Source organism: Mesorhizobium sp. M0208, from assembly GCF_040322015.1.
GTDB lineage: Bacteria > Pseudomonadota > Alphaproteobacteria > Rhizobiales > Rhizobiaceae > Mesorhizobium.
Genome location: NZ_JAMYSP010000015.1, coordinates 22611 through 48172 on the forward strand (window position 1 = coordinate 22611; position 25562 = coordinate 48172).

Here is a 25562-nt window from a genome sequence, read left to right on the forward strand (position 1 = left end):
CGTATGCCAAGGGCCTCATCTACGCATCGACTGATCCTGAGTGTCCTCACAACACTACTCGTTGATCAGCCTATTCAAGTACCAAGCGATAAACGCTGCCGTCATTTCCTCCCGAACCGAGTATAGGCCCGGAGTGTAGTGGCGCGAAGTCACCCCTCGATGGTTGTTGGCGATGAGCTCTGCGTCTTGCAGGGTGGTCACATGCCACATCCACTTCAGTCGCTCCACGTCATAGTCCGTCCCCTCGACTGCGTCTTCGTGCACCAGCCAAGTGAGCCGCATCTCCGTGTGCGTCGGATCTATCGGGGTGAAACGAATTAGGGTTGTGTGGTCACTGGTGCTATGAAGTCCGAACTGAGGCATAAAGTCCACGGCAGTTTCGGCCCCATCGAACTTCTTCAGGTTTCCCATGAGGGGAGCAACCGGTTGGCCGTCTTTGGAAGCGGTTTGCCACCCATCGCGGATCGGCCGCCGCCTGACTTGATATGGCTGAAGTCCAGTGGCAAGGGCGACAGACCCCACCACGAATCCTTCATCCCTGGCGGCCGCTTCCCATGCGGGAAGAACATTCGCCTCAAACGACCCTGGAACGGCATCATTCGTTTTGACATATGCATTAACCGCTGTGTATTCCGGATGTGCCATTACGCAGTGATAGCACTCTCGAAAGTTCTCAACCGCAAGCTTCCAATTTCCGAGTGTTGTGTACACTTCAGTGTGAGCGATCTTTGCTCTCGTCAGCCCATGCGGCTCCAGATAGGGGAGCACATCCGCTTCCATCCCAGCAAAATCAGGGGCGTCCTTCTCGTTCCCAAGGTAAATGAAGATCAATCCCGCGGTCACACGCACTGCACATGAGTGCAGCCCCCACTTCGAGCGATCAAACCCTTCGCCCATATTCTTGGCGTGCATTAAACGGCCACTTAAATCGTAAACCCAGCCGTGATAAGGGCAGGTAAACGTCCGGACCTTCCCTTCTGGTTTCTGGCAAATTATACTGCCCCGATGCCGGCAGACATTGTGGTGCGCGAAGATTTCGCCGTTTGTGCCGCGCACGATGACGATCGAGTCGCCGCCGATCTCAAAAGTTATGAAATCCCCCGGTGTCCGTATGCGCGAGACATGGTCAACGAAAAGCCACTGTCGAGCGAAAATCACCTCGATGTCTCGCTCGAAGATATCGTTGTCAACGTAAAAGACGCGGTCGAGTGAATGCCCAGGCCGTTGAAGGGCCGCCAACTCCACAACCGTCTTTTCAGCCATATTCTCCATCTCGGCAACTTCTCTCTGCTGGACTATTCGAACGTTGGGGGTGAGTATTTGCTACAAAATCCTACGCCGAAAGTCAATCGTCAGTGGAACGGTATTCAATCTGGAACTCGATCCCACCTTGCCGGAATTGGTGCGCGGGCTTGCTGCGTAGGGCCATAGCGCAGGTGCTGGACGTAGGGCCGCTGCCAGGGATCGGCCGATCGCGCTTGGTTGATCACCGGCCGATCAAATGCAGCCGCCACGATCGTCGCGTGCGCACGACAATGCGTAAAAAGGGTGACGTCAGGCCATGTCCAAGCGCGGCCTGACCCGTTTGCGCCGACAATTGGCAGCCTAGAATTTGGCGGCTATTACCTCTACCTCGACAAGCGCTCCCGGTGCAGCCAACGCCGGTACTAAGACCAGCGTGTTGGCAGGGCGATGACCGGCGAGAAACTTATTTCGCACTCTGGTGTAAGCGGAAACGTCCGTGCCCGCGACGATATACTGATTGATCTTGGTAAGGTTGTCGATCTCCATTCCGGCTTCCTTAAGCAAAGCCGCTATTTGGTCCCAAACTGTGTGAGCTTGTTCCTCACAGGATCCTTCAGCACAAAGCTGTCCAGAAACATGAAGCCAGTCCGCGCCAGATGGCGTGAGCATGGCTTGGCTAAACGGAGCTGAAGGAATGTGCAAAGTAGCAGGTTCTATTGCGGTCGATTTCAATGGTCTTCCCTTCAAACCAGTCGGTTCATCATCGAATTTGTTGTTGTCGAGCGACAGAACGAAGTGACGATCGTGCGCGTCACGCCGAGGCTCGGGCTCCGGTTCGCGGCTTATTAGCTTATTCTGGCAGGGCGCCGGACTTTTTCGCCGTCCAGGTGGCGATGTAGTCCATTAGACCGGGGTTGAGGCAGTCATAAGGCTCGAGCCCGATTGTCTTCAACCGCGCGCGAATGCCGTCCATCCGCTTCGGGTCGACGCCGGATTCGATGATCGACGAGACGAAAGCGGTAAAGCCCGGCGGCGACCAGCCGTTTTCCTCAAAACGTTCGGGATGGATGAAGGACAGGCCCTTGAACGGATGGTCGCGCTCGACTGGCCCGTGCATATGGACACCGCAGCCGGTGCAGGCGTGACGCTGGATAAGCGCCGAGGGGTCGACCACCTTCAGCTTGTCGCCGTTCTCGGTGACGGTGACGTCGCCGGTGCCGGCGACGGCCACGACCGAGAACACCGCACGGTCTGGTTTCCAGCATTTGGTGCAGCCGCAGGCATGGTTGTGGGCGATCTGGCCCTTGACCTTCACCTTCACCGGCTTGCTGGTGCAGGCGCAGACCAGCGTGCCGCCGGCGAAGCTTGCGCTTTCCTTGGGCAGCCCATTGTCGATTTTCGGATGCAATTTTTCCGCCATGTCTTTTCCTCCCATGTTGTGAACCACAGAGGTCGCGGGCCGGTTGGTCCGCGGCGTGTCGCTCTTACAGCGTATGATCCGCCAAGGCTGAACGATTTTGGCTGGTCATACGCAGATTCAGTGGAACGCGGCCGGACGCCGACTTGCATCCGCGCCTGCCGGACGCGTCCTAGTAAACCACGACGCTCCTGATGGACGTGCCCTCATGCATGAGGTCGAAACCCTTGTTGATGTCCTCGAGCTTCAGCGTGTGGGTGATCATCGGGTCGATCTCGATCTTGCCGTCCATGTACCAGTCGACGATCTTTGGCACGTCGGTGCGGCCGCGCGCGCCGCCAAAGGCAGTGCCCATCCAGGTCCGCCCGGTGACCAGCTGGAACGGCCGCGTCGAGATTTCCTGGCCGGCGCCAGCAACGCCGATGACGACCGACTTGCCCCAGCCGCGATGCGAGGCTTCCAGCGCCTGGCGCATCACCTTGGTGCTGCCCGTGCAGTCGAAGGTGTAGTCGGCGCCGCCGATCTGGTCGGCGCCGCGCTTGGTCATGTTGACGAGGTGGGGCACGACATCGCCGTCGATCTCCTTTGGATTGACGAAATGCGTCATGCCGAACCGCTCGCCCCACTCCTGCTTGTCGTTGTTCAAATCGACGCCGATGATCATGTCGGCGCCGGCAAGTTTCAGGCCCTGGATGACGTTGAGGCCGATGCCGCCGAGGCCGAAGACCACGGCTGTCGCGCCGATCTCGACCTTGGCAGTGTTGATCACAGCGCCGATGCCGGTGGTGACGCCGCAGCCGATGTAGCAGATCTTGTCGAAGGGCGCGTCGGGGTTGACCTTGGCCAGCGCGATCTCGGGCAGCACGGTGAAATTGGAGAAAGTCGAGCAGCCCATGTAGTGAAAGATCTTGTCCTTGCCGATCGAGAAGCGCGATGAACCATCGGGCATCAGGCCCTGGCCCTGGGTGGCGCGGATGGCCGTGCACAGATTGGTCTTGCGCGACAGGCAGGACGGGCACTGCCGGCATTCGGGCGTGTAGAGCGGAATGACGTGATCGCCTTTCTTGACCGAGGTGACACCCTTGCCGACATCGACGACGACGCCGGCGCCCTCATGGCCAAGGATCGCCGGAAACAGGCCTTCGGGATCGGCACCGCACAAAGTGAACTCATCGGTGTGGCAGATGCCTGTCGCCTTGATCTCGACCAGCACCTCGCCCTCGCGCGGACCGTCGAGGTCGACCTCCATGATCTCCAGCGGCTTTCCGGCGGCGACAGCGACAGCGGCGCGGGTTTTCATCAGGGTTTCTCCCAAAATGTATCTTAATCGCCGGCAAATTCTGCTCGCCGCAGAATCTGGATCGCAGGCCCGACCGTTCTCTTCGGAGATCGTCCGCAATCACGAACTGAACAGGGAAGGCGGACGTTCGCGCTAGCTAGACTTTCTTCAATCGCGCGCGCATCGCCACTACTTCTGAGCCCAAAGCCGCTTGCCTTTCGAGACATCCTGGAGGATTTCTCGTGCGGCGTTGTGCCCTGGTATACCGCTTACACAGCCGCCCGGATGACAAGAGGAGCCGCACTGATAGAGCCCGTGGATTGGAGAACGATAGTCGGAGTAGTGTGGAACTGGCCTCTTAAAAAACTGCTGATCCGCTGACATCTCGCCGTGAAGGATGTGTCCATGAGGTATATTCAGAATTCGTTCAATGTCTGGAGGAAGCAAGACCTGCATATCAATGATGCTACTCGAAAAACCGGGAGCAAAATCGTCCAGGACCTTCATAACACTTTTGACGAAGCCCGCTCGTTCAGTCTCCCAACTGGCACCCTTCAACTCATAAGGAGCATGCCCACCATAAAGATGGACAACATGTTTCCCGGCCGGCGCCATCGTGTCATCAATGAGTGAAGGCACGCCAACGGACATCCAAGGCTTTTCTGAATACCAACCATACTTGGCGTCATCATAGGCTCGCTCGAGGTAGTCGATATCAGGGCCGATGTGAGCGAACGTGACCGCATCGATACCGCTACGCTCGCGATCGAATGAGGCGAACTTTGGCGCCGTGTCGCACGCAACATTGATTTTCCATGCCGTCGAAAAAGTCTTGAACCGCCGGATTTGATCAATGAATCCCGTAGGAAGTTCGCGCTCATCCACGAGATCGTCAAACAAAATCTTGGCGTGAGCGTTGCTGATCACGATGGGCGCGAAATATTCGGAGCCGTCGAGAGTGACAACACCTGTTACTCGTCCATTACGAGTTTCAACCTTCGTTACCTCGCTGTTCAGCTGGATCTCAAGGCCGAACTGTTTGCCGGAGGCGGCCAGCGCTTGGGATACGGCGCCCATTCCACCTACGGCGTGACCGGCTGGCGACGGAACATTTTCTTTTCCGCCGTCTGCCATAGTAAATAGGTAATACAGGGTAGCCCACGCCGAGCCTGGTGACTTGGGACCCATCATATTGCCCACACCAGCCCAATAAGAGAAGTGTCCTCGAATAACTGGGCTTTCAAACCACTGCGACAAAAACTCGTCAGCACTTTGTGTGAACAGGTCCGCGATCTTATAAATCCGATCGCCAATCTTTCTGTAGCGCCAAAGGAACGAGAAATTCTCCTTAAAAGACTTCCAGTCACGTTTAGACGGATCTATCGGGGTTTCAAGAAGAAGCTTGTGAAATATTGGACCCAGATCGGCTAGGTACGCAAGAAACTCTGGATACTTAATCGCATCTTTTTGTGAGAAGCGAGCGATATGTCGTTGGGCCGTCGCAAGGTCACTGCTATATATATAAAACTCTTTGTTGGAAATTGGCACAAACAGGTCATTGTGCTTGACAGCCCTCAACCCAAACTTCTCGAGCTCGAGCTCCCTATTTACCTTTGGATGCAGATGACCGAGCCCATATGAAAAGACGGAGAATTTAAATCCAGGAACAATTTCCTCGGTAACGGCCGCGCCACCCACGATGTCTCGTCGCTCCAGCACCAAAGTCTTTAGGCCGGCGCGAGCGAGATAACCCCCGCAAACCAGCCCGTTGTGCCCCCCGCCGATAATAATTGCATCATAATGGCTGGACTTCGAATACTTGCCTTCTACGGAACCGGATGCTGAAGCAATCATGCGGTAGGTTTCCCCTGGGTCACGGTAGGTGGAATGGATGGCTCTGGATTAGTAGCGCGTCAGAGGACGCCCCGCTGATAGCAGTCGGCTCTGCATGTCCTAGATAGAACGTTATTCCATTTAGTATGGCGTGTCAATTGTGTCCAGGGGCTTTTTCGCGACCCTGGAGTGGGTCGCCTGTAGGTGATGTGTGTTATGGTGGGGATCCGACTAATTCACGCGTGTCAAACTCCGCCGCACCTCCCGGCTCGGCCTGATATTACCTCGTTGACGCGGGCGCCTTGATGCGGAAATCGGCGGGGAGCACTTACAGAACGTAGCCGCCGGGGTCCCACCTGGCCACTCAATATCTTGTGCAGATATCGCCGGTCCGGGACCGAAGGCGATAACCGCAGGAAGGGAAAAGAAGAGACTTGGCATGGGAGTTGCCGTAAATCTCGATCCAGCTCAGTTCATTATCCCCTGAGCAATTCACTTATCGGCATGTTGTCGTTGCCTCAGTGGCCATAACTCCCCAAGCTTGGCAGCAGTGAACACGACCGATGATGCTATTTCTTTCTGCCGCTCCGTGGTCAGGCGCGACCGCGGACCTGCAACGCTGACCGTGCCAACCGTTTGAACGCCCCCCAATGTAATCGGTGCAGCAATCGCAACAACGCCCGGCTCAGCCTCTTCATTCGAAATCGCCCAGCCTCGGTTGCGAGCTCGTTTCAACTCCTCCATGAATTCTTCCACGCGGACGTTAGACCGCTCCGGTCCATCAGCGCTGTCATGAATCGCGATGCGAATTGCGTCTGTCTGGTCGAGCGTCGACAAATAAGCTTTGCCATTGGCTGTATTCGCCAAGCGCACTTTCGCTACCAATTCAGGCTGATATTTCAAGCCATTTCGAGCGCCTTGAACCTGTGCAATCCAGGTGAGGGTTTCGCCCTGCACGACAGCCATTCGAACAAGCTCAGAGCTTTCTGCCGCCAATTGTTCCAATGCAGGCTGGCAAACATCAGTCAGGTGGGTCGCGCTAAGAAACCGTTGACCAAAAATGGCAAGCCTGAGCGTGAGTTTATAAAAACCAGTAACAGGCTCTTGCTCCACCCAACCGGTTTCACTCAAAATCGTGAGCATTCGATGGGCCGCGCTCTTTTGAAGGTCGAGCTTCTCAGCAATTTCACCGAGGCGCATCGCTGCCGCCTCATTCGCTAATAGCTCAATTACGGCAAAGCAACGCTCCACAAGGGAATTCACCACTCGCACCATGCACCTCCTAGGGATCGTTCCAAAAATAATGACATTCTATCAGCCGCAGAAGTGGATCGGTCAAGCACATTCCCGTGGTCTACGCAGGGCGTAGGCTAACAGCTGTGGACCTACCGATATCAGTACCTTGGATGCAAGCGCATGATTTGGACCGGGCGGGCAAAACGCAGCGAACTCTCCGGTCGCGCTGGAAAGCAACATCAAGCCGGTGGACCGGCGCGAGGCACGATCGATGAAATCTGTCTCTGAGCGTTCGCCGCGACCTTTTTGCGGTCTCTTGATCCTACGGCCGCAAGCCAATAGTGTGCCGCCCGCCAGTGATAACCACAATCCATCGACAAGAACCTGAGTTTATCCACCCGGCAGGCACGATGGCCCAAGCGGCTCGAAACTTTTGTAGGTTAAAATAAACTCCTGGTGGCCGAGCTCCTCGGACCGCGTGCGAGCGCCTTCGCCAAGCGAAACGACCAAGTCCCGAATCTCGTGGCCCACCTCGTCGATAGAGGCCTCACGGCGCAGAATTCTACCGGCGTTGACGTCCATGTCATCCGCCATTCGGTCGTAGGTCTCCGGATTGGCGCATATTTTTATGACAGGCGAAATGGCAGAGCCGACGACGGATCCACGGCCAGTGACAAACAAATTGACATGCGCACCGCAAGCCATCAGTTCTGCGATTTCCGCATTGTCGTTGATGTTGGGGAAGCCGAAGCGTACCTCGCCGTCTGGCACAACGTCGAGCAGATAGAGCCCTCCTCGCGGGGGAAGGTTGCCAGGCTTTAGCATGCCGGAAATCGGTGAAGCGCCGGACTTGGCGTAAGCGCCTAGCGACTTTTCCTCGATGGTACTTAAACCACCTGTGGCGTTGCCGACGGCGAAAGAGCCGTAGCCAAGCGTCGCATAATAGCGCGCCGCCTTGGCGACGCTGTCGATCAGCGATTGTCCCAGTTCAGCGGTATTCGCGCGTGCGGCCATGATGTGCTCGCAACCGATCAACTCGCCCGTTTCCTCGAAAATGCAGGCGGCGCCGTCGCCGATCAGCAGATCAAAGGCGCGACCCGCTGCCGGATTGCCGGTAATGCCACTGGTCCCATCCGAGCCCCCGCAGATTGTACCGACGACGAGCTCGCTCACCGCCATATCGACAGGGCTCTGCGTGTCAAGAAGGGCGCGGGTACTCTGCACCCAGGCGCGGCCCTGCTCGATCGTAGTGCGTGTGCCACCGACTGCTTGAATGGTGAGCAATTCCGTTGGACGGCCCGACTCGCGGATCGCAGCTGCAAGGCGATTCTTATCCATGCACTCGCAGCCAAGCGAAATTAGAAGCGCGGCACCGACGTTCGGATGCGTACAGAGCCGCTCTAACATCAGTCGCGCATAGTCATTCGGGTAACAGCCTGGGAAACCAATGACCTGTATGTCGTGTCCCTCGAAGGACCGCACGATCTCGCGCGCCACATGGTGCGCGCATTCGACCGTATAGACGACAACGAGCACGTTGCGGATGCCCTTACGGCCGTCGTTACGCAAATAGCCTTTCATAGTGTGTCCTTCGGTAGCGTATAAGTGGGGATATAAGCGCTTGCGATATTGTGCGTGTGGACATGAGCCCCCAGCGTGATCGCCTCGGTTGCGTAGCCGATCGGCGCGCCAAGTTTTATGATTTTCTCGCCCGCCGCGATCGCGGCTCGCGCCACCTTGTGGCCGAGAGGGATGTCAGCTGAAACCTCCACTCGAACGCCTGACACGGCGACAACGTCGCCGGCCCTAAGCCGCGTGCGCACGGTGGCGACGTTGTCAGCCATATTTAGGATCAGCAGCTTCGAATCGTCACGCATGCAGGACCACCGCGAACTTGCCTACGGGGACTTGAGCTTGGTTCTGCGCAAGCTCTTTTCCGTGTTCGTAAACGGCGGCTGCCATCTTGAAGATTTTCATTAGTCCTGCCGTCTCAGAATTTACCATGCTGCAGATAAGCTTCCTGCGGGTTGACACCGGCTAGGATCGCCTTGCGCACAAGATTTTCGGTGGCGATCGCCGTCTCGGCCTTTTCGAGGACTTCGCCGACTGACGCCTTTGGGATGCGCAGGAGGCCGTCGCGGTCGCCAAGCACGTAATCGCCTGGCGCCACCGTCACGTCGCCGATCCGGATTTCGAGGTTCACAGACTTGGGCAGCCAGTGGCCGACAATGTCGCGCGGCGTGTAGCCCCGCGACCAGGACGGAAACCCTATCTCGAGCAGAAAGTTGGTGTCACGAATGAACCCGTCGGCTACGCAACCGAGGACTCCCTTGTTCTTCAGTGTCTCTGCGGAGAGTTCGCCCATATGCGCGACGATCCTGTCGTTCGGCTGCGATACCCAGACGTGGCCCGCCGGCGCCTTAGAGAGCAGGCCGGTCCAGGCGAGCAGGGTCTCGTGCGCATCGGTAGGGCTGGCTTCGCCTTCGACGGTAAAGGCCGGACCGCAAATGACGCCCGCTGGATCAAGCGGCCTGAGCTCGGTAGGAAACGTGAAATCGCGAAAGCCCATGGCGCGCATGACGTCGTGCACGACGCCGGTGTAGCAGCGCCCTAGGCGACCGGTGATATCTGTCACGGCAAAATCCTTAGGTTGTGAACCAAGGCGATTTCCGGCCGCCCGAACAAGCGGGAGGACGAGGGAGGGAATAGTTAGGGTGAGCGGCATTCCGCAAGGCAGAGATGGCGACCGCTGCCGCGCGGCAACTTCCTCTGCACCGTGGCGACTATCTCACTCCAATCTCGCTATTGGAACATCGTTCAATATGATGAGCGTATTCCATTAGCACCGTGCCCTTTTCGCGTCAAGACTACCGGAATGCCTCACAAAACGCCGTGATCTTGTTATGGGGCTCATGTCGGGTCTCGGCCCTCTGTGGTCCCCGCCCGGCAGCGCTCTCACGATAACAGAGATCAAAAAACACCACGTCGGGCGTGGCCTTCCGATCATGTTCGCATTGCACCCGGTCGTCGAGCTCACTCCTTACGGAATCGATTCCGAACGCTGAACGCCCCTTGTCGCAATAGTCCTTGTCAGAACGATGCTACTTTTTTCGGACAGAGCCTGCTATGGCTCCCTCGACAAACGCTGCGGTGTGTGTTCTCGATATGTTCTTGTCAACCCGCTGGCAAAATGAAACATTAAAGGCTCTTCCAGAGAGGTGGGACGCCAAATGGCAAAGCCTTATGCCGCGGAAATGGAAAAACTCGCCGAGACGTTTGCATGGTCGGCCGCAGTCGATATTGCGCCGCTTCGCGAAGCTGTGCGCACCGCCGGCCTTTCTTCCCTTCTTGCCATCGGATCTGGGGGCTCGCTGACCGCAGCCCATGCGCTAGCCGGACTCCACCAGCGGTTCACAGGTCGAGTCGCCGCGGTGGCTACACCACTCGATGCAGTCGCCGATCCACTGGAAGCCAGCGTTGCGCCGTGGCTGCTCAGTGCGGGAGGTGGCAACGTCGATATTCTGGCGGCCACGAAAGCCATTATCGCACGCGAACCACGCCAAGTCGGCATTCTATGCGGGCGCGAGGACAGCCCCCTCACCGATCTCTGCCGGCGACATGACTACGTTGACCTGCTTATCTACGCGCCGCCTGCGGGCAAGGACGGATTCCTAGCGACCAACTCCCTTCTGGGCTTCATCGCACTTTTGACGCGGGCCTACGTGACCGAGTTCGGACGCGACGCTGATTGGGACGCGATAAGGGAAACGACTTGGCCGCTGCTCGCGGAGCGCTCCGATACGCGCGACGCCTGGCAGGCCACGACTATGCCGCTCTGGTCCCGGCAAACGACGCTCGTTCTCTACGGTCCGTCAACTCGAATCGGTGCTATCGACCTTGAGTCGAAATTTACCGAGGCCGCGCTTGGGAACCTTCAACTTGCGGACTATCGGAATTTTGGTCACGGGCGACACCACTGGCTCGCCAAACGCGGGGAGACGAGCGCAGTTCTAGCCTTCGTGTCAGAGCATGACCGTGCGCTGGCAGATCGGACGCTCAAGCTCATTCCGGCTGAAATCCCGCGCGCACGACTAGATCTTGCTGGCTCAGCATCGGCAGCCGGTCTCGCCTCCCTGGTGGCTGCGCTCCGAATCGCCGGATGGGCAGGTGCCGCACGCGGGATTGATCCGGGTCGGCCGGGCGTTCCTGACTTCGGACGCAAGCTGTACAGCCTCCCGCTTCCCAAACATTTGCCGTCGAACGTGCATCGCATTCTCTCGGATCGTGACGCGGCTGCCATATCCCGCAAGGCTGGCGTAACGCCTACACGCCTTGACGCTTTGGGCGAACTGCAGCACTGGAGAACGGCGCTCAATCTATTCCGTGGTCGCCTGCACAGCACCGTCTTCGGTGCCGTCGTGCTCGACTACGACGGCACAATCGTCGATACCCGCAATCGTTTCGACCTGGCGCGTGAAGACGTGACAGCCGAACTCTCCCGAATCCTCGAGCTCGGCTGCCACCTGGCGATCGCCACAGGCCGTGGTGTTTCGGTTCGCAGGGATCTCAGGGCGCGCTTGCCAGAGGCGCTATGGCCACGCGTTGTAGTCGGATATTACAACGGTGCTGAGGTCGCGATGTTGGATGATGATCGTGTGCCCGACGGCCAGGAAGGGACATGTGAATCGTTAGCGCCACTCGCAGCCGCGTTACGCGCCCAACCGGAGCTTGCCGAGTCGGCCGAACAGACCGACCGGCGGTTTCAAATTACTCTGCAAGGCAGACGGGCGATGCCCGAGAATCGCCTTTGGGATCTCGCGCACCAGGTAATCCTGCTCAGTGGTGGCGCGAACATGACGGTTACACGGTCCAGCCATTCCATAGATATCGTCGCGGCGGGAGTCTCGAAGCTGAATGTCCTGACGAAACTGCGAGAGCGTGTCGGCGATGTCTCTGTTCTGTCGATTGGGGATCGCGGTCGATGGCCTGGCAACGACTATGCCTTGCTGAAGGAAACCTTCGCATTGAGCGTCGACGAGATAAGCGTGGATCCGGAAACCTGCTGGAATCTTGCGGAATGCGGTCAGCGGGGCGTCGCTGTGACTCTCGACTATCTTCGCTCACTCGAGGCTCATCCAGGCGGTGTCCGGTTGAGCTCTGGAGCGCTTCAGTGAACCAGGACCTCGGCCTGAAGATACTTGGCGAGATTATGAGCTGGGACGACGACCGGGCCCGGCGGGAATTTCAATGGCTGCGTCTCGTAGCCCGCTTTAAGTATGACGGCTACAGGGATTTCCAGGCGGGAATGCGGTTCATCGAAAGCCTTGCAACTTGGCTACAGCAATTCACGCCAGAAGAGCGCGAAACCGCATACGCATTCGTTCGACACACACTCATTTACGTTGGTCCCAGCGAAATGCAGCGGCTAGTCGAACAATTCTATCCGCGAACCGTACGGGATCGTGTGATCGCAACGATCGCCGGGGAGCGTGGCTTGCCTACCTATCGCGTGCTCGCTGATCTTGAAGCGCGTGCTGCCGCCGAGCGGCTTCGGCGCCAGACCTTGTTCATGGGACTGAGCGATGGCGCGCGGATCGATATCGTTCGCCATAGCAACGTTGGTCTGTTGACGAACGAACAGCTGGTGCTCGCGACGCAGGTGGACAAGGAAAAATGGCAGGATTTGGTTGCGAATCTGCGCGAGGACCTCAAGGACAAGAACGCTCGATTTCGGCTAGTTTATCTCATCGACGATTTCATGGGCACAGGGACCTCGTTCCTTCGCTACAATTCCGAGAAGAAAAAGTGGTCCGGCAAGCTATTGAAGTTCAAGGAATCTGTCGACAATGCCGTGAAAGCCCTGGAGGGCGATCACATTCTTGCCGCCGACTGGCAACTCTGCATTCATCACTATATCGGGACTTCGGCGGCGGCCAAGGCGGTCCAGAGCCGATGGGCCGAGGCAAGCAAGGCGCTGAGTGGAGAGGGGTGGGCAACCGGCGTCCATTTCAGCTTTGGTATGGTTCTTCCCGAAGACCTACCGATCGATGCAGTTTCAGGTCGCTCCGATGAATTCCTAGAGCTCACCAAAACGTACTACGATCCTATTATCAGAACACGGCACACCGATGTTGGTGGCGTGACGCATCTGGGGCTCGGCTATGGCGGTTGCGCGCTTCCGCTTGTGCTCGAGCATAACACTCCGAACAACTCGGTTGCGCTGCTATGGGCGGAGACAGATGGAGGCGACCGTGATGGCGTGACCGCTCCAGCGATGCGGCCGCTTTTCCGCCGTCGGCAACGGCACGCATAGGTCACACATGGCAAACCCATTCGAGAAGCGCGCGACCGAATATCTACGTGACGACGAGGCCTTTCTTGCCGTCGTCACGCCGGAACCTCTGGCAACTTTTTTCCAGAAGCCCGCGGAGGAGGGCAGGCTCTACGATCGACTGGCGATGATCATCGGGACGCCGGGCAGCGGCAAAACGACCCTCGCGCGGCTTTTCCAGTTCTCGACATTGCGCACGCTACTGCGCAACCGCACCATGAACTCATATAAGCCGCTGATCGATACCCTAAGCGCCTGTGGGGCAATTGCCGATCAACGGCCAACATTGATTGGCGGACGGATCCCGCTTGAAGCCGAATATCGCGAGTTCTGGGAGTTCCCTTACTCCGATGAATTGAAGACAGGGCTGATGATCGCCCTCCTTCAAGCGCGGACCGTGCTTGCCTGGCTGCGGAACGTCCAGGCCGCTGGCATCAGCCTGGATCACGTCCAGATTGTGCCGCGCGCCGACGCTGTGGCAGCCCTCACCGCCATCGGCGGAACGACAGGGCCGGCTCTGCACGCTCGGGCGCGGGAGGTGGAACTTGCCATATATCGAATTTCGGCAGCCTTGGTTCCTCCGGAGATCGACGAAATCGACAGCGAGGCGGCCGCTGCCTACAGACCGTTCGATGTCATCGAGGCGTTTCACATCGATGCCGGCGAGGAGACCTTCGATCTTCGCCCGCTCGTGATTTTTGATGACGCGCACAGCCTTCATCCGACACAGCTCATCGCCCTACAGCGCTGGCTCAGCCGACGTGAATTGAGGGTGTCACGTTGGATACTCACGCGGCTTGATGCGCTCACCCCGTCCGATGTGTTGCTCGACGACGGGTCCGCCGCGACGGCCGATGAGCCGGGCTTCAAGCGCGCCAGGGAAATTACCAGCATCTGGATGCAAAGCGGGGAAGACCGAGCCAACCAGCGTCGGGCGTTTCGCAAGATGGCGAAGGACATGGCTGGCCGCTATCTCGTTCAGATGGAGGTTTTCAATCGCCGACGGCTCCACAACCTAGGCGATCTTCTCTCGACACAAGCGGAGACGATTGCGCAATCGAAGCGGGAGAAACTCGCCAAGCAGGTTGAGACGCTTCAACGTCGTTATGCTGTTTCAGCCGAGCGTCGACGCGGACTTGAACAGGAGATTGCCGACTATTTGAAGGGTAGCGACGAAGACGGTGAGGATCTTCGATTGGCTATGCTCGCAATTCTCCTCGAGCGTTATGCCAAACGAGTCCCTCAGCGCGGCCTCTTTGAGGAAAACGCAGAAGACACGGAACCAAGTCGTCCCCTAACGGCCGATGCTGGTGTCGCAGATGGCGCGCGCATCCACCTGCTCCACAGACATGATCGACCATATTATTTTGGCATCGATCCGCTCTGTGACGCCAGCTCCGAGAATGCGGAACAATTTCTGCAGCTGGCCGCCAGGTTGGTATCGCAATCCGAAACTCAGCTGATCCGATCGAAGCCGGCGACACTTACCGGTGGCGTTCAACACCATCTGTTGCGTGACCGGGCCTCGGAAATGGTGCGCGAGTGGGATTTTCCCCAGCATCAGCTCGTCCGCCGTCTCGCGGAGGGGATTGCTTCTGAATGCTTGGCTAAGAGCCTTGAAGGCAATGCCTCGCTGGGTGGAGGGGCATCGGCATTCGGGATTCCTCAAGACGAATTTGACACGATCCCGTCGACTTATCCCGACCTTGCCCGAGTGCTGCAGTTCGGTGTCGCATACAACGCGTTCATGCTAGTTCCCAACCATGGAACGAAGAAGCGCCTATGGTGCCTGATCGAACTCGGCGGTGTCCTGCTGCTGCATCATGGTCTCACCCTGAAACGCGGCGGCTTCCTCGAGCGCCGGTCCGACGATCTCGTTCGGCTCCTGGGCGAGGTTTGACATGGCACAAGAGCGGCGCTGGGATCCGTGTGTCTCACATCGGGGCGCGGAGGTTGACAGCTTCATAGCCGACTATTTCGGAGGCGTCGGTCGGAACGTCTTGCTGATTGCCGGCGCCGGCTTCGATCCGCGCTCGACCGCCGTGGTCGAGCGCCTGACGGCTGTCGGGGCATCCGTCCGGGCGATTCTGTTTCAAGAGAACCGGCCTAAGCCGGCGCAGGAACTCATGGACCGAGCCACGTCAAACGCCGGATCCCTGGCCACGGCCGTTACCAACCATATCGTCGTTCCCATCGAAATCTTTGGAACCGACGGAGCTGTCGTCGGCGGCAGAAATGTTGCCAGCAGCCTGGGACGGGAAAAGTTCGAAGACATTACCGATGTCGTGGTAGATGCGAGCGCATTGTCCGTTGGCACGAGTTTTCCGATTATTCGCTATCTTGTGGAGCGGATAGAGCGCGGTAAGGGGCCTTCCAATCTTCATGTCTTCGTTGCTCACGACCCAACGCTTGATGCAGCTATCCAGTCAGTCCCGAGCGATGCTCCGGGCTACGTCCATGGCTTCAAGGGTGGTTCCACTCTGGATGGTTCGGCAGCCGCAGCCAAGCTTTGGCTACCGCAGCTTGCGGCAGGCCGACGCGGCGCACTCGGAAGACTTCATGAGTTCGTCGGGCCGCATGACACATGCCCAATCCTGCCGTTCCCTGCCAGTGATCCGAGACTTGGCGACAAGCTGGCCGAAGAATTCCTGACTGAGATGGAGAGCGGATGGTCAGTTGACACCCGCAACATCGTCTATGCGGACGAGGCGGATCCCCTCGATCTCTACAGAACCATTCTGCGGCTTGACGACTTGCGAAAGCCGGTCTTCCGCGAGGTTGGAGGCTCGCTACTGGTCTTGTCGCCGCTCGGCAGCAAGGTCATGGCATTGGGAGCGCTGATGGCCGCCTTGGAACGAGATTTACCGGTCGCATACCTCGAATCGATAAGCTACGATCTCGACGGGTCAGTTCCGCTTACAAGCTCGACGCCAAATCTTGTACACATCTGGTTGGAAGGCGACGTGTATACACAGCCTCGGCCAGTGCTTCACCGTGAAGGGACGAGTGCCTCATGAACACAAAAGACTCCCGGCCCAAAGCGTTCGGCACCGGATTGATCGCTCTCGATCTGGTCATGGGCGCCGACGCCACATCGCCCGTTCAGTCCTGGGCGGGCGGCACCTGTGGCAACGTGATGGCTATCCTGGCATACCTCGGCTGGAACTCCTTCCCCATCGCAAGGATGAACGGGGATCCGGCGTCCCATCGCGTCCGCGCTGATCTCAAGCGATGGGGTGTGGCTCTCGACTTCACGAATTGTGCGCCGACCAGCCACACGCCGATTATCATTCAGCAGATTCGTCAGGACCGTCACGGCTCTCCAACCCATCGGTTTTTATGGTCATGTCCGCGCTGCGGTCAACGCTTGCCCAGCTACCGACCTGTCACCCAGGACGCCATCGAAACCGTCGCTGCGACCCTTCCTGGAGCAGCCGTATTTTTCATGGATCGCCTTTCGCGCGCCGCGCTCTCGCTCGCGTCCGCGGCGTCAGCTCAGGGTGCCGTCATCGTCTATGAACCATCGGCTAGGTCGGATGAGAAGCTCTTCGCAGAGGCGATCCAACTGGCTCACATCGTTAAATACTCCGATCAGCGCCTCGCAACGGCCGGCGGCACAATGCAGGCCGAAAGCGCCACTCTCCTCGAGGTGCAGACGCTCGGCTCTGACGGTTTGAGATACCGTCATCGCCTTGGAGCGGGCATTTCAGAATGGGCGCATATGAGTGCAATCAATGCACCGAACATGGTTGATACATGCGGTTCGGGAGATTGGTGTACCGCAGGGCTTCTGACGAAAGTCGCCGCTCACGGACAAATAGGCTTACGGGATGGTACCGGCGTCGCGATTCACCAAGCCCTTCGATACGGTCAGGCGCTTGCGGCATGGAACTGCGGATTTGAGGGCGCACGAGGCGGTATGTACGCAGTCGACGGCCGCACCTTCGCCAAGCAGATTGTCTCTCTTTTGGAAGGTAGGCCAAAGCTGTCGATGGTAGCGGCAAAAACCATGATTGACGCATCGGTGGCTTGTCCCGCTTGCCCGCCCGAAGATGACGAACGCGATAGGTCTCACCGCCGAGGGCGCAGGTCGGTAGCCTAGTGGCCGTTCGCAAAGGGTGATAGATATCTGGATCAGCTGCGCGCGCGTCAACACCACACGCCTGCCGAGAGTGATCCGCCCTTGTTCAGCCCAACAGCCAGCGCGCGAGTCGGCGCGTCCATGAAGGTTTTTGCTCAATAGTCTCCGGATCTGTAGTTTCCGGATCTGTCCTACCAACGCTTCGGACGTCGAAACCCATGTCACCTACGGCCGACGGCGGATAGTGTGAGCACGGTGTTTCGGACAAGCGCTTGTACCGGGCGGACTCCGTTACCAAACCCGAGTTGCCGTCATAAGCTAGAAAAGCGCCAACCCGGGTTTGCCGATGCCACGGCGTGATGAGTTGCATCACGAAACCCACGGCAAGCGATGCGAGAACACCATTCGACCATACGACCTGAGGCTGTCCGCCGGCCGCGCCGTAGTTGCGTGATTCTTCGGCCAACGCATTCTCGGTGACGATACCGAGGCAGCGAAGGCAGGGGCTTCCCGGCTGCGAAAGCACAACCTGTCCGGCCACCAGGTGGCCATTCCCTGCTCCCAGCTTGTGAACGTCCATGCCTTGGTCCACATAGGGAATGAGGAACCGGCGGCAGAATGCGTCGAGCTCGTCCTTAGCACGCACGCTATCGAGCCCGCCAACCACGGCATCACAGTCCTTCAGCGCGTCTCCGACCTCCTGCCATTGCTTGCGGTGGATTTCAACACGTGCATTCGGGTTTATCGCAAGGATCATGTTTCGCATGATTTCGACCTTGGGCGTAGCGTCCCTAACGTAGCGCCAGGTTCCTCCGATCAGCCGATTCAAGTTCGTCAACGAGATCTGATCGCTGTCGACCAGCACGAATCCTCCCAATCCCGCATGGGCCAGCTGCTGCGCGACGTGCGAGTTTCCACCCCCGACGCCAACGAGCCCGACCGTGACCTCGTCCAGGCGCCTTCCGCTGTCACTGCCAAGGAAAGACTGCCGATCAAGCCAATTCATGGTGTCCACTCCATTGTTCGGTGACCGGTCGATCGACGCGTACAAAACGCTCGATAGCCACTGGTCGCGCCGCGGCTTTCAACCACAGAATCCCCGTGGCAGCGTTATTGCTCAGCACGAGCAATCCGTGCGGCATCTTGGGGACGGACTGGAAAAACCCCGGGACAAACTCGTTTGCGCTCTCCAAATCGGTGCCGCTGAATCCCGGCCTTCCCCGGCCGCCATGTGAATGGATATGCAGTAGGGTCGAGGCGGGCCGATAAGCGTTTTGCACGGCCTTACGCATTGCGTTCGATCCGATACGGGCGCCGACATCGTGTGCCATTTCATAGTCATCGTCCGCCACGGGCATGTAGCCGCGTACCATCAGCATGAGTCCGTCCCTCATGGCCGCAACACCAGCTGTCAGGAAGCCGACACGTTCGTGTGCGAAGCGATGTGGTCTTTCAAGGTCATGCCGGGCTCCATCCAGCAGAAAACCGTTGATCTTGAGCGTAACCTTCATTGTAGCGGTCCCAGATGATTGGCGAGGATGTCAGTCCAGGGCAGCGTTGCCGGGACTTCGTTGAAGGACATGGCATGCCATTCCCGGCCCATGATCTGGTGCACAGTCCAATTCTGGCCGCGATTAGGAAACGGCCTGGAGAGAAACAGGCGCGTGGTATAGCTTGAGTGGTTCCGCGGCGAGAGCAGGCCATCGACCACAACTGTCTCTCCGTTGTGAACGATCTTCATGGCGGGCAGGAAGACGAGGGGACCGCCCACGTCTTCCCACAGTTCGGCGCGCCGGTTGATCCGGCGAAGGGAGGCCAATCCCAGCTCGGGTGTCATGACGACTGCCCTATTGGCGGATGCGAGCCGAACTCCATGCCGTCCCGGATCTTCAGGCTTTCCTCCGGGGCCATCTCGCGAAAGACGCCGTCGGCGCCGATAAGATCGAGGCGGTAACCCTCAGGAACGCCGAACACCGCGATCAATTCGGCGGTGGTGTAGGCACGACGCTCGAGTTCAAACTCGATGTCGCCGCCGTAGATCACGGTGACGGTCTTCCTGCGCTTCCGGAGCTTGAAACGCTCGGTCCCGTTGCCGCCGAGATCAACTTCATCGGCATCATCGAAGACCTGATCAACGCCAGCGCGTTCCAGAACCAGCGACTTGTCCTCGCCGGCGCCGGCGAGGAACTTGATCTGCCACGCTAGGAGCTTGGCGCGCGGCCATTCCATCGACAAGCCTTCGACGAAGAACCGGTTCACGTCGCCGCCCTTGATAACGAAGAAGCGGTTCGTGTCCTTCCGGCTAAGCTCGATGGCTTCAGTCGGCCGCAGCGACTCCAGTTCCCCCGACTTGAGATGCTTAAGCACCACGAAGTCTTCCAGCGGGTGCTTTCCCGCTGCCATTGCAACCTGGGCGCCGGTCACGATGGCATCATCGAACTCGGCCCTTTCAAACTCAAAATTGCGGTCACCGATTTCGACCTCGAACTCGGTACGGCCGGGATGGCGCCCGCTGTCATTGTCCACCAGAGTTTCCATAGCAACTCTCCATGCAGGACGCGCACGGATCCACGCCCCAAGCCTTGACGAAATCCCAAAAGGAACAGATAGTCCCGATTCAGTCCGTTGTGAGACTGTATCTAATCGGACTGTTTTCGAATTTCAAGTCCGATTTGGGATTTTGAGGAGACAAATGAAAACCCATGAACACACAACCTCGCCCGATCATCCCCGCACGACGCACTCAAACCCGCCGAACCCGCTAACCTTCTTCTTCGACCTCGCTGAAATCTGGGACCTGAACACTGACCAACAAATGAAGCTGCTCGGATCCCCGGCCCGCTCAACATACTTCCGGTGGCGCAAGGACGGCGGAGAGGTTTCGACAGATGTACTTGAGAGAATATCCCACCTTGGTTCAATCTATAAGGCGCTGATGATTTTGCTCGATACGCCAGACTCAGCCGTAAAATGGCTGAGAAAGCCAAACAGATACTTCGAGGGAGCGTCCGCACTGGACATCCTGCTAAATGGGACTTTGACGGATATCATCAGGGTTAGGCATTACGTCGATGCCCAACGCGGAGGCTGAGTAGAGTGTACCCGCAGATCGCAGTTCATGGGCAATATCGCCGGTTAATACCGTCGAAATACCCGACCATCGATATTTATGAGCGGTTCGGATCCCCTGAAATGCGGGCATTCGCGGCCGAACTCGAGAAGGTGACCAATCCCCGGCTCGCAGCCAAGTCGCGTCTGACAGGGGGTGATATCTCAGCTGATTCTGGATCACCGCGGCTCCAGAACTGGAATCACGCCCCATTCGCCTATCCTATGCCGGAAGGCACATACATGCTTCCAGGCCCATACTCAGTGATGGAACTTGCCGGCGACGAACGGGGCGCGCTCGCGCGCGCGATCGTTCGTCGCGAGGAATTCCTCGCCCGTACGGAAGAACCAGCCTGCGGTGTTGACATGAGAATGATCACGAACCGTGTCCTCGGAACATTCGTTGACCTGCGCGGATTGCCGCCGGACACGCCTGGGTCGGCGCGTCAGAAGCTCGGCCGACATCTCTATGAGGAGGGCGCGCAGGGTGTCGTCTTTGGCATGACAGAACTGCCCGGCCACGATTTCGTAAGCATCTTCACGTCGGATGCGCTCCCCGATAAGGGTATCCAGGGCGCACACTATCGGTTTCGCTGGGACGGCACTCAGATCCACCGCATCTACAGTTTTGGAGAAAACCGTGACATCGATCGCAGCGACATCATCCCGATAAGAAGGGTCGCCGCCTAGCCGATCCAAATCTCTAGGACCTACGAGGTCATTTCATGGGTTAGTATCCGGAATCTCGAAAGCTGGCCGTCCACTGTCGGCCCAAAGCTGCTGTGCAGCAATTCGCCCATCCGGCCGCCCGGCGACTTCGGCACTCGTCTACAAAGCAGATCCTCGGGGTGGCTCGTCAACGCCCGGGGTCGGTGGAAGCGGGACCGATACCGACTTGCACTTGAGGACGGCCTTTCCGACACGGTGCTCGTACAGCGCCGAAATCGCGGCATCGAGGTCCGTTCCAGACGCTAGGCCAAGACCGGCGCCATTACGCGTGGCGTAGTCCAGGATCTCGTTGCGGCTACGCGCGATGCCCTCTGCCAGGTAGTTGGCAAGCCGCGGCGTCAGTTGTTGCTGCCAATCGAACAGGATGCGCAAGGTGCGCGCGAGCGTGCCGATGTAGTGGGGGTTGGCCTCGAGATTGATATCGACGATGCCATGTTCGATGCTCGCCCAGAACCGCTCGGACCGGGTGATCTCCAGCGTGCGGCAATGGAACAGGACTGCATCGCAATCGAAGAACGTGGTTTTGACTAGGTCAGTCAGCGAGTGGACCGCGACGTAGTCATTGCTGGCCGCCCATGTCGTCTGCAAGGCCCAGACGTCGAAGTCGAAGCGGCCGTACTTCAAGCGATATCCGCCGAACCGGTTACGCTCACCGCCCAATTGCCCGAGTAGCGCGTCCAATGCTCCGGGGGCGGCGGCGACCACGACATCTACATCCGACCTGAAGGAATTGCGGCCTTCGCGGGCGAAATCGCGTGGCAGGCCGCCGAAGATCGCACAATCCCCGACCGGGCTCAGACGGTCGATAAGATCGCCGATATCGTGCCCTTGCGGGCCTCGGATGAAGTCGGCGACGTCCGAGCTGAGACCGTGGTCCAGCACATGCTGGGAAATAGTCATGCCGCACCCCGTGCCCGCAGGTCTTTCAGCAGCGAAATCGCGAAGCCGTCCGTCATGCCCGACATCATGTCCGTCATCAGTTGCAGTTCACGGTAGCGGATAGGCATGCGGTTGTCCGGAGCCTCAGCGACGCGGCGGTAATTCTCCGAAATTCGCGAATAGACATAGCTGTGAAGGGGCGATGTTCGCTTCGAGGCGATATCAAGCGGATCTTTCCGGTTGGTGATGGCTGCCCAGAAGATGTCCATGAGTCCGTGAATCGTCTGATGGCCGGTCAGTTCCACCTCGAGCACCTGGCGGTGAGGGTAAATGTGCTTGCCGGCGAATTCCTTGAGCAAACGCCATAGGCGCGCCGCTTTGGACGCCGCCATTAGCTCCTTGTCGAACGTGCCGGCCATAATGGCGTCCAGGTTTGTCACGAAGGCATCTGTCGCCGCGACGATCATCACACCAATCGCGTTGACCCGAAACATCTGCATTGTGATGTCGTCAAGCTCTGCCGCCGACAGGGATTTCTCGCGAAATTCTTGGTGCTGCTCCTTGGCCTTCTCGACTACCTTCAGAACGGACTCGTCCTCCTCTGCCTTGTGCAACAGGTAGCCCACGAGACGGTCGAAATTGACGAGCCCCTTCTTCGCGGCATCTTCGACATCGACGACGGAGTAGGCGATGTCGTCACAGGCTTCCATGACGAAGGTAAGCGGGTGGCGAATGCCTTCGGCAAGCCCGGTTTCAGCCCAGACTTCCTTGGCGATGTTGGCTTCCGACTGGAAGAAGTTGAACTTCTTGCGAGCCAGAACCGACTTGTTCACCTTGTCTGAAGGGCTGGGGTATTTCATTAGAGCTGCGAGGAACGCGTAGCTCATGTTCAGTCCGAAATCATCGTTGACGATCTGTAGCCGGGTCAGCAGCCTGAATGCTTGAGCGTTTCCTTCGAACCGAAGGAAATCTTCGCGCAATGCGGCGCCATCCAGACCCTCAAAGATCTCTGGTCCCTTGGACTTCACCCAGGATTGGATCGCATCCTCACCTTGGTGACCGAAGGGCGGATTGCCCAAGTCGTGGGCCAGCCCGATCGCTTCGAGCAGGGCAGGGATGTTACGCCCTGCGTTTACGGCTTCGGGCAAATTGAACTTGTCAGGATAGACGTGGACCAGCGCGGTACCGAAGCCGCGGGCCATGTTTGCTACTTCATGGCTATGGGTCAGGCGCGTCCGTACGCTGTCGTGAGGGTCCAGTGGAAAAACCTGCGTCTTGTCCTGCATGCGTCGAACGGGCGTCGAGAACAGAATGCGGTCATGATCACGCTCCAACTCGGTCCGATGTTCGACGGTTTTGGCGGAGCGTTCGGCAGCCTTGCCCTTAGCCTTATCCTTGCGCCGTTGCGCATTGAGCAACTTTTCCCAATTTAGGTCAGCCAATGTCCGTCGCCCTTTTCTTCGCTCCGGTATCGGCTCGGCGCTACGATTCGTCAATTGGCAGAACCTGTTGCTAGGAGAAACCACGCTAACAGCAAGCACAAACGATCACTGGCTCTTCACCCAATTGGCGCATCAAGTCCTACCGGTGACGTTCTCTATCTGTTCTAAATCGGATTAATCGTAGGGTCAACGGTATCCGCAGCACCTAGCCTACTAGTCGACGTGCTCCGCGATGCGGCCACTCAAGTTCTGGCGTCGAAAGTCTGGTTTTGGGAATCGCAAAAAGGGTGACGCGTCCGATAGGGTCGTGAGACGAATGGCGGTTGCTTGCTGTGGTGAGTCGAAAGCCGACCTTCCACACAGGCCCAACCGAGACCTTTAGTGCCGCAATACCGATCGCGGTCCTTCGGCGCGAATGACTTATGGAGCGGAGAGCAAATACGGCTTTTTTTCAGGCTCGATGTTCACGTTATGTGCGTCGAAAGTCGCATAAAAAGGCAGTGTGGAACGATTGCACCGAGCACCCCGGAGGCGCCAAAGCGCGTCCTCACGGGAGGAGGAGGAGGGGAAGAGCATTTGGCCAATTGTCGCCAAGAAAAACCCGCCGGAACGAACCGGCGGGTGACAGGAGGAATTCGTTCGTCCGCGTCAGGCGGCGAGAACGGCCTTCGGCTCGACCAGCTCGTAGCCGAGGGCTTCGGCGACAGCGCGATTGGTGATCTTGCCCTTGTGGATGTTGAGGCCGTTGCGCAAATGATGATCGTCGACCAGCGCCTTCAGACCTTTGTCGGCGAGCTGCAGGCCGTAATGCAACGTCGCGTTGTTGAGCGCATGCGCCGAGGTGACCGGCACGGCGCCCGGCATGTTGGCGACGCAGTAGTGGATGACACCGTCGACTTCGTAAGTCGGATCGGCATGGGTGGTGGCATGCGAGGTCTCGAAGCAGCCACCCTGGTCGATGGCGACGTCGACCAGCACGGAACCCTTCTTCATGCCGGACAGCATTTCGCGCGTGACGAGCTTCGGCGCCGCGGCGCCGGGGATCAGCACGGCGCCGACGACGATGTCGGCCGAGAAGCACTCTTCCTCGAGCGCCTCGACGGTCGAGTAACGGGTGTGCACGCGGCCGGTGAAGAGGTCGTCGAGCTGGCGCAGGCGCGGGATCGAACGGTCGATGATGGTAACGTCGGCGCCAAGGCCTGCCGCCATCCTGGCAGCATGCAGGCCAACGACGCCGCCGCCGAGCACAGTGACCTTGCCGGGCAGCACGCCGGGCACGCCGCCGAGCAGCACGCCACGGCCGCCATTGGCCTTCTGCAGCGCGGTGGCGCCGGCCTGGATCGACAGCCGACCGGCAACTTCCGACATCGGCGCCAGCAACGGCAGGCCGCCACGGTCGTCGGTGACGGTTTCGTAGGCGATTGCGGTGACACCGGAAGCGAGCAGGCCCTTGGTCTGCTCCGGGTCCGGAGCCAGGTGGAGATAGGTGTAGAGAATCTGGCCTTCGCGAAGCTGCGCCCATTCGTTGGGCTGCGGCTCCTTGACCTTGACGATCATGTCGGACTTGGCAAACACGTCCGCGGCGGTCTTAGCGATGGTGGCGCCGGCGGCGCGGTAGGCGTTGTCGTCGGCACCAATGCCGGCGCCGGTCTCGACCAGCACTTCATGGCCGTGGGCGACATATTCGCGGACCGAGCCCGGCGTCAGGCCGACGCGATATTCGTGGTTCTTGATTTCCTTGGGGCAGCCGACGCGCATTTTCTTCTCCTGATCCGGCCCTTTTGGGCTCGTTCCCTGTATTGCTGGAGTGAACCACAAATCGTTGCGCAGGTGTTTGCGAATGCGCTTGCGCGAAAGGGCGCTCTTCGATAATCGTTGCGCGAAATAGCGGGGTATTCGCAGGATTCACGAAAAATGCCGCTCGACGGGATTGATATCGCCATTCTCAAGGCTTTGCAGAAGAATGGCGACATCTGTGATGC

Annotated in this window: 23 protein-coding genes; 7 read left to right on the forward strand and 16 right to left on the reverse strand. The window is 58.5% G+C overall.

The genetic code is table 11. The annotated features are described in order from the left end of the window. Positions 1 to 54 precede the first annotated feature (54 nt). The 9 genes from NKJ17_RS16735 to NKJ17_RS16775 all read right to left on the reverse strand — a co-directional run bounded on the left by NKJ17_RS16735 (position 55) and on the right by NKJ17_RS16775 (position 9645). Complete coding sequence (locus tag NKJ17_RS16735) at positions 55 to 1263, reverse strand: aromatic ring-hydroxylating oxygenase subunit alpha (RefSeq protein ID WP_352689451.1); 1209 nt, start codon at positions 1261 to 1263, stop codon at positions 55 to 57. Between the two features lie 342 nt (positions 1264 to 1605). Next, positions 1606 to 1992 (reverse strand): RidA family protein, encoded by a 387-nt coding sequence (locus NKJ17_RS16740; RefSeq protein ID WP_352689452.1) that lies wholly within the window; start codon positions 1990 to 1992, stop codon positions 1606 to 1608. Between the two features lie 103 nt (positions 1993 to 2095). Further along, complete coding sequence (gfa, locus tag NKJ17_RS16745) at positions 2096 to 2665, reverse strand: S-(hydroxymethyl)glutathione synthase (protein ID WP_352689453.1); 570 nt, start codon at positions 2663 to 2665, stop codon at positions 2096 to 2098. A gap of 169 nt (positions 2666 to 2834) precedes the next feature. Beyond that, on the reverse strand, positions 2835 to 3962 hold the full coding sequence (locus NKJ17_RS16750) for an S-(hydroxymethyl)glutathione dehydrogenase/class III alcohol dehydrogenase (RefSeq protein WP_352689454.1): 1128 nt from the start codon (positions 3960 to 3962) through the stop codon (positions 2835 to 2837). A gap of 168 nt (positions 3963 to 4130) precedes the next feature. Continuing rightward, positions 4131 to 5795, reverse strand: coding sequence for a phytoene desaturase family protein (locus NKJ17_RS16755; RefSeq protein ID WP_352689455.1), 1665 nt, complete (start codon positions 5793 to 5795; stop codon positions 4131 to 4133). A 471-nt stretch (positions 5796 to 6266) separates the two neighbouring features. Then, positions 6267 to 7049, reverse strand: coding sequence for an IclR family transcriptional regulator (locus NKJ17_RS16760; RefSeq protein ID WP_352689456.1), 783 nt, complete (start codon positions 7047 to 7049; stop codon positions 6267 to 6269). Between the two features lie 351 nt (positions 7050 to 7400). After that, on the reverse strand, positions 7401 to 8591 hold the full coding sequence (locus NKJ17_RS16765; protein WP_352689457.1) for a UxaA family hydrolase: 1191 nt from the start codon (positions 8589 to 8591) through the stop codon (positions 7401 to 7403). Beyond that, positions 8588 to 8887 (reverse strand): UxaA family hydrolase, encoded by a 300-nt coding sequence (locus NKJ17_RS16770; protein WP_352689458.1) that lies wholly within the window; start codon positions 8885 to 8887, stop codon positions 8588 to 8590. Before NKJ17_RS16770 ends, NKJ17_RS16765 begins: the two co-directional genes overlap by 4 nt. 113 nt (positions 8888 to 9000) lie before the next feature. Beyond that, positions 9001 to 9645: an RraA family protein gene (locus NKJ17_RS16775; RefSeq protein WP_352689459.1), complete on the reverse strand. Its 645-nt coding sequence runs from the start codon at positions 9643 to 9645 to the stop codon at positions 9001 to 9003. Positions 9646 to 10240: 595 nt separating this feature from the next. Between NKJ17_RS16775 and NKJ17_RS16780 the strand changes: the two genes are divergently transcribed. The 5 genes from NKJ17_RS16780 to NKJ17_RS16800 all read left to right on the forward strand — a co-directional run bounded on the left by NKJ17_RS16780 (position 10241) and on the right by NKJ17_RS16800 (position 17443). After that, positions 10241 to 12184 (forward strand): sucrose-6-phosphate hydrolase, encoded by a 1944-nt coding sequence (locus tag NKJ17_RS16780; protein ID WP_352689460.1) that lies wholly within the window; start codon positions 10241 to 10243, stop codon positions 12182 to 12184. Beyond that, positions 12181 to 13323, forward strand: coding sequence for a phosphoribosyltransferase-like protein (locus NKJ17_RS16785; protein ID WP_352689461.1), 1143 nt, complete (start codon positions 12181 to 12183; stop codon positions 13321 to 13323). The genes NKJ17_RS16780 and NKJ17_RS16785 overlap by 4 nt, the downstream gene beginning before the upstream one ends. Positions 13324 to 13330: 7 nt before the next feature. Next, positions 13331 to 15241 (forward strand): hypothetical protein, encoded by a 1911-nt coding sequence (locus NKJ17_RS16790; protein ID WP_352689462.1) that lies wholly within the window; start codon positions 13331 to 13333, stop codon positions 15239 to 15241. A gap of 100 nt (positions 15242 to 15341) precedes the next feature. Continuing rightward, positions 15342 to 16358: a hypothetical protein gene (locus tag NKJ17_RS16795; protein WP_352689463.1), complete on the forward strand. Its 1017-nt coding sequence runs from the start codon at positions 15342 to 15344 to the stop codon at positions 16356 to 16358. Further along, positions 16355 to 17443 (forward strand): PfkB family carbohydrate kinase, encoded by a 1089-nt coding sequence (locus NKJ17_RS16800; RefSeq protein ID WP_352689464.1) that lies wholly within the window; start codon positions 16355 to 16357, stop codon positions 17441 to 17443. The genes NKJ17_RS16795 and NKJ17_RS16800 overlap by 4 nt, the downstream gene beginning before the upstream one ends. An 85-nt stretch (positions 17444 to 17528) precedes the next feature. Here NKJ17_RS16800 and NKJ17_RS16805 read toward each other — a convergent pair whose 3' ends face one another. From NKJ17_RS16805 to NKJ17_RS16820, 4 genes are read right to left on the reverse strand one after another with little or no spacing between them, the layout of a single operon-like run. Next, positions 17529 to 18428 (reverse strand): HesA/MoeB/ThiF family protein, encoded by a 900-nt coding sequence (locus NKJ17_RS16805; protein ID WP_352689465.1) that lies wholly within the window; start codon positions 18426 to 18428, stop codon positions 17529 to 17531. Next, positions 18415 to 18933 carry a hypothetical protein gene (locus NKJ17_RS16810; protein ID WP_352689466.1) on the reverse strand — a complete coding sequence of 173 codons (519 nt, stop codon included), beginning with the start codon at positions 18931 to 18933 and terminating at the stop codon, positions 18415 to 18417. Before NKJ17_RS16810 ends, NKJ17_RS16805 begins: the two co-directional genes overlap by 14 nt. Continuing rightward, positions 18930 to 19259, reverse strand: coding sequence for a hypothetical protein (locus tag NKJ17_RS16815; protein WP_352689467.1), 330 nt, complete (start codon positions 19257 to 19259; stop codon positions 18930 to 18932). The genes NKJ17_RS16810 and NKJ17_RS16815 overlap by 4 nt, the downstream gene beginning before the upstream one ends. Then, a complete protein-coding gene (locus NKJ17_RS16820; RefSeq protein ID WP_352689468.1) occupies positions 19256 to 19960 on the reverse strand; it encodes a multiubiquitin domain-containing protein in 705 nt (234 codons plus the stop codon). Before NKJ17_RS16820 ends, NKJ17_RS16815 begins: the two co-directional genes overlap by 4 nt. Positions 19961 to 20114: 154 nt before the next feature. Here NKJ17_RS16820 and NKJ17_RS16825 point away from each other — a divergent pair, with 154 nt between their 5' ends. Continuing rightward, entirely contained in the window at positions 20115 to 20513 is a 399-nt protein-coding gene (locus tag NKJ17_RS16825) for an antitoxin Xre/MbcA/ParS toxin-binding domain-containing protein (RefSeq protein WP_352689469.1), read from the forward strand. Positions 20514 to 20518: 5 nt separating this feature from the next. Then, entirely contained in the window at positions 20519 to 21220 is a 702-nt protein-coding gene (locus NKJ17_RS16830) for an RES family NAD+ phosphorylase (RefSeq protein ID WP_352689470.1), read from the forward strand. Positions 21221 to 21358: 138 nt separating this feature from the next. On the opposite strand, the gene NKJ17_RS16835 is transcribed toward NKJ17_RS16830, so the two are convergent. From NKJ17_RS16835 to ald, 3 genes are all read right to left on the reverse strand, one after another. Continuing rightward, a complete protein-coding gene (locus tag NKJ17_RS16835) occupies positions 21359 to 22159 on the reverse strand; it encodes a hypothetical protein (protein WP_352689471.1) in 801 nt (266 codons plus the stop codon). After that, complete coding sequence (gene dgt / locus NKJ17_RS16840; protein ID WP_352689472.1) at positions 22156 to 23580, reverse strand: dGTP triphosphohydrolase; 1425 nt, start codon at positions 23578 to 23580, stop codon at positions 22156 to 22158. Before dgt ends, NKJ17_RS16835 begins: the two co-directional genes overlap by 4 nt. A gap of 648 nt (positions 23581 to 24228) precedes the next feature. Next, entirely contained in the window at positions 24229 to 25338 is a 1110-nt protein-coding gene (gene ald / locus NKJ17_RS16845; protein ID WP_352689473.1) for an alanine dehydrogenase, read from the reverse strand. Positions 25339 to 25562: the final 224 nt, after the last annotated feature.

Excerpts from the sequence above, each read along its gene's own strand:
- NKJ17_RS16790 (WP_352689462.1), top strand. The coding sequence starts at position 13,331 with ATGGCAAACCCATTCGAGAAGCGCGCGACCGAATATCTACGTGACGAC.
- ald (WP_352689473.1), bottom strand. The coding sequence starts at position 25,338 with ATGCGCGTCGGCTGCCCCAAGGAAATCAAGAACCACGAATATCGCGTC.
- NKJ17_RS16735 (WP_352689451.1), bottom strand. The coding sequence starts at position 1,263 with ATGGCTGAAAAGACGGTTGTGGAGTTGGCGGCCCTTCAACGGCCTGGG.
- NKJ17_RS16820 (WP_352689468.1), bottom strand. The coding sequence starts at position 19,960 with ATGGAAACTCTGGTGGACAATGACAGCGGGCGCCATCCCGGCCGTACC.
- NKJ17_RS16810 (WP_352689466.1), bottom strand. The coding sequence starts at position 18,933 with ATGAAGGTTACGCTCAAGATCAACGGTTTTCTGCTGGATGGAGCCCGG.
- NKJ17_RS16750 (WP_352689454.1), bottom strand. The coding sequence starts at position 3,962 with ATGAAAACCCGCGCCGCTGTCGCTGTCGCCGCCGGAAAGCCGCTGGAG.
- NKJ17_RS16770 (WP_352689458.1), bottom strand. The coding sequence starts at position 8,887 with ATGCGTGACGATTCGAAGCTGCTGATCCTAAATATGGCTGACAACGTC.
- NKJ17_RS16755 (WP_352689455.1), bottom strand. The coding sequence starts at position 5,795 with ATGATTGCTTCAGCATCCGGTTCCGTAGAAGGCAAGTATTCGAAGTCC.
- NKJ17_RS16815 (WP_352689467.1), bottom strand. The coding sequence starts at position 19,259 with ATGACACCCGAGCTGGGATTGGCCTCCCTTCGCCGGATCAACCGGCGC.
- NKJ17_RS16780 (WP_352689460.1), top strand. The coding sequence starts at position 10,241 with ATGGCAAAGCCTTATGCCGCGGAAATGGAAAAACTCGCCGAGACGTTT.
- NKJ17_RS16760 (WP_352689456.1), bottom strand. The coding sequence starts at position 7,049 with ATGGTGCGAGTGGTGAATTCCCTTGTGGAGCGTTGCTTTGCCGTAATT.
- NKJ17_RS16835 (WP_352689471.1), bottom strand. The coding sequence starts at position 22,159 with ATGACTATTTCCCAGCATGTGCTGGACCACGGTCTCAGCTCGGACGTC.
- NKJ17_RS16805 (WP_352689465.1), bottom strand. The coding sequence starts at position 18,428 with ATGAATTGGCTTGATCGGCAGTCTTTCCTTGGCAGTGACAGCGGAAGG.
- NKJ17_RS16825 (WP_352689469.1), top strand. The coding sequence starts at position 20,115 with ATGAAAACCCATGAACACACAACCTCGCCCGATCATCCCCGCACGACG.
- NKJ17_RS16800 (WP_352689464.1), top strand. The coding sequence starts at position 16,355 with ATGAACACAAAAGACTCCCGGCCCAAAGCGTTCGGCACCGGATTGATC.
- gfa (WP_352689453.1), bottom strand. The coding sequence starts at position 2,665 with ATGGCGGAAAAATTGCATCCGAAAATCGACAATGGGCTGCCCAAGGAA.
- NKJ17_RS16765 (WP_352689457.1), bottom strand. The coding sequence starts at position 8,591 with ATGAAAGGCTATTTGCGTAACGACGGCCGTAAGGGCATCCGCAACGTG.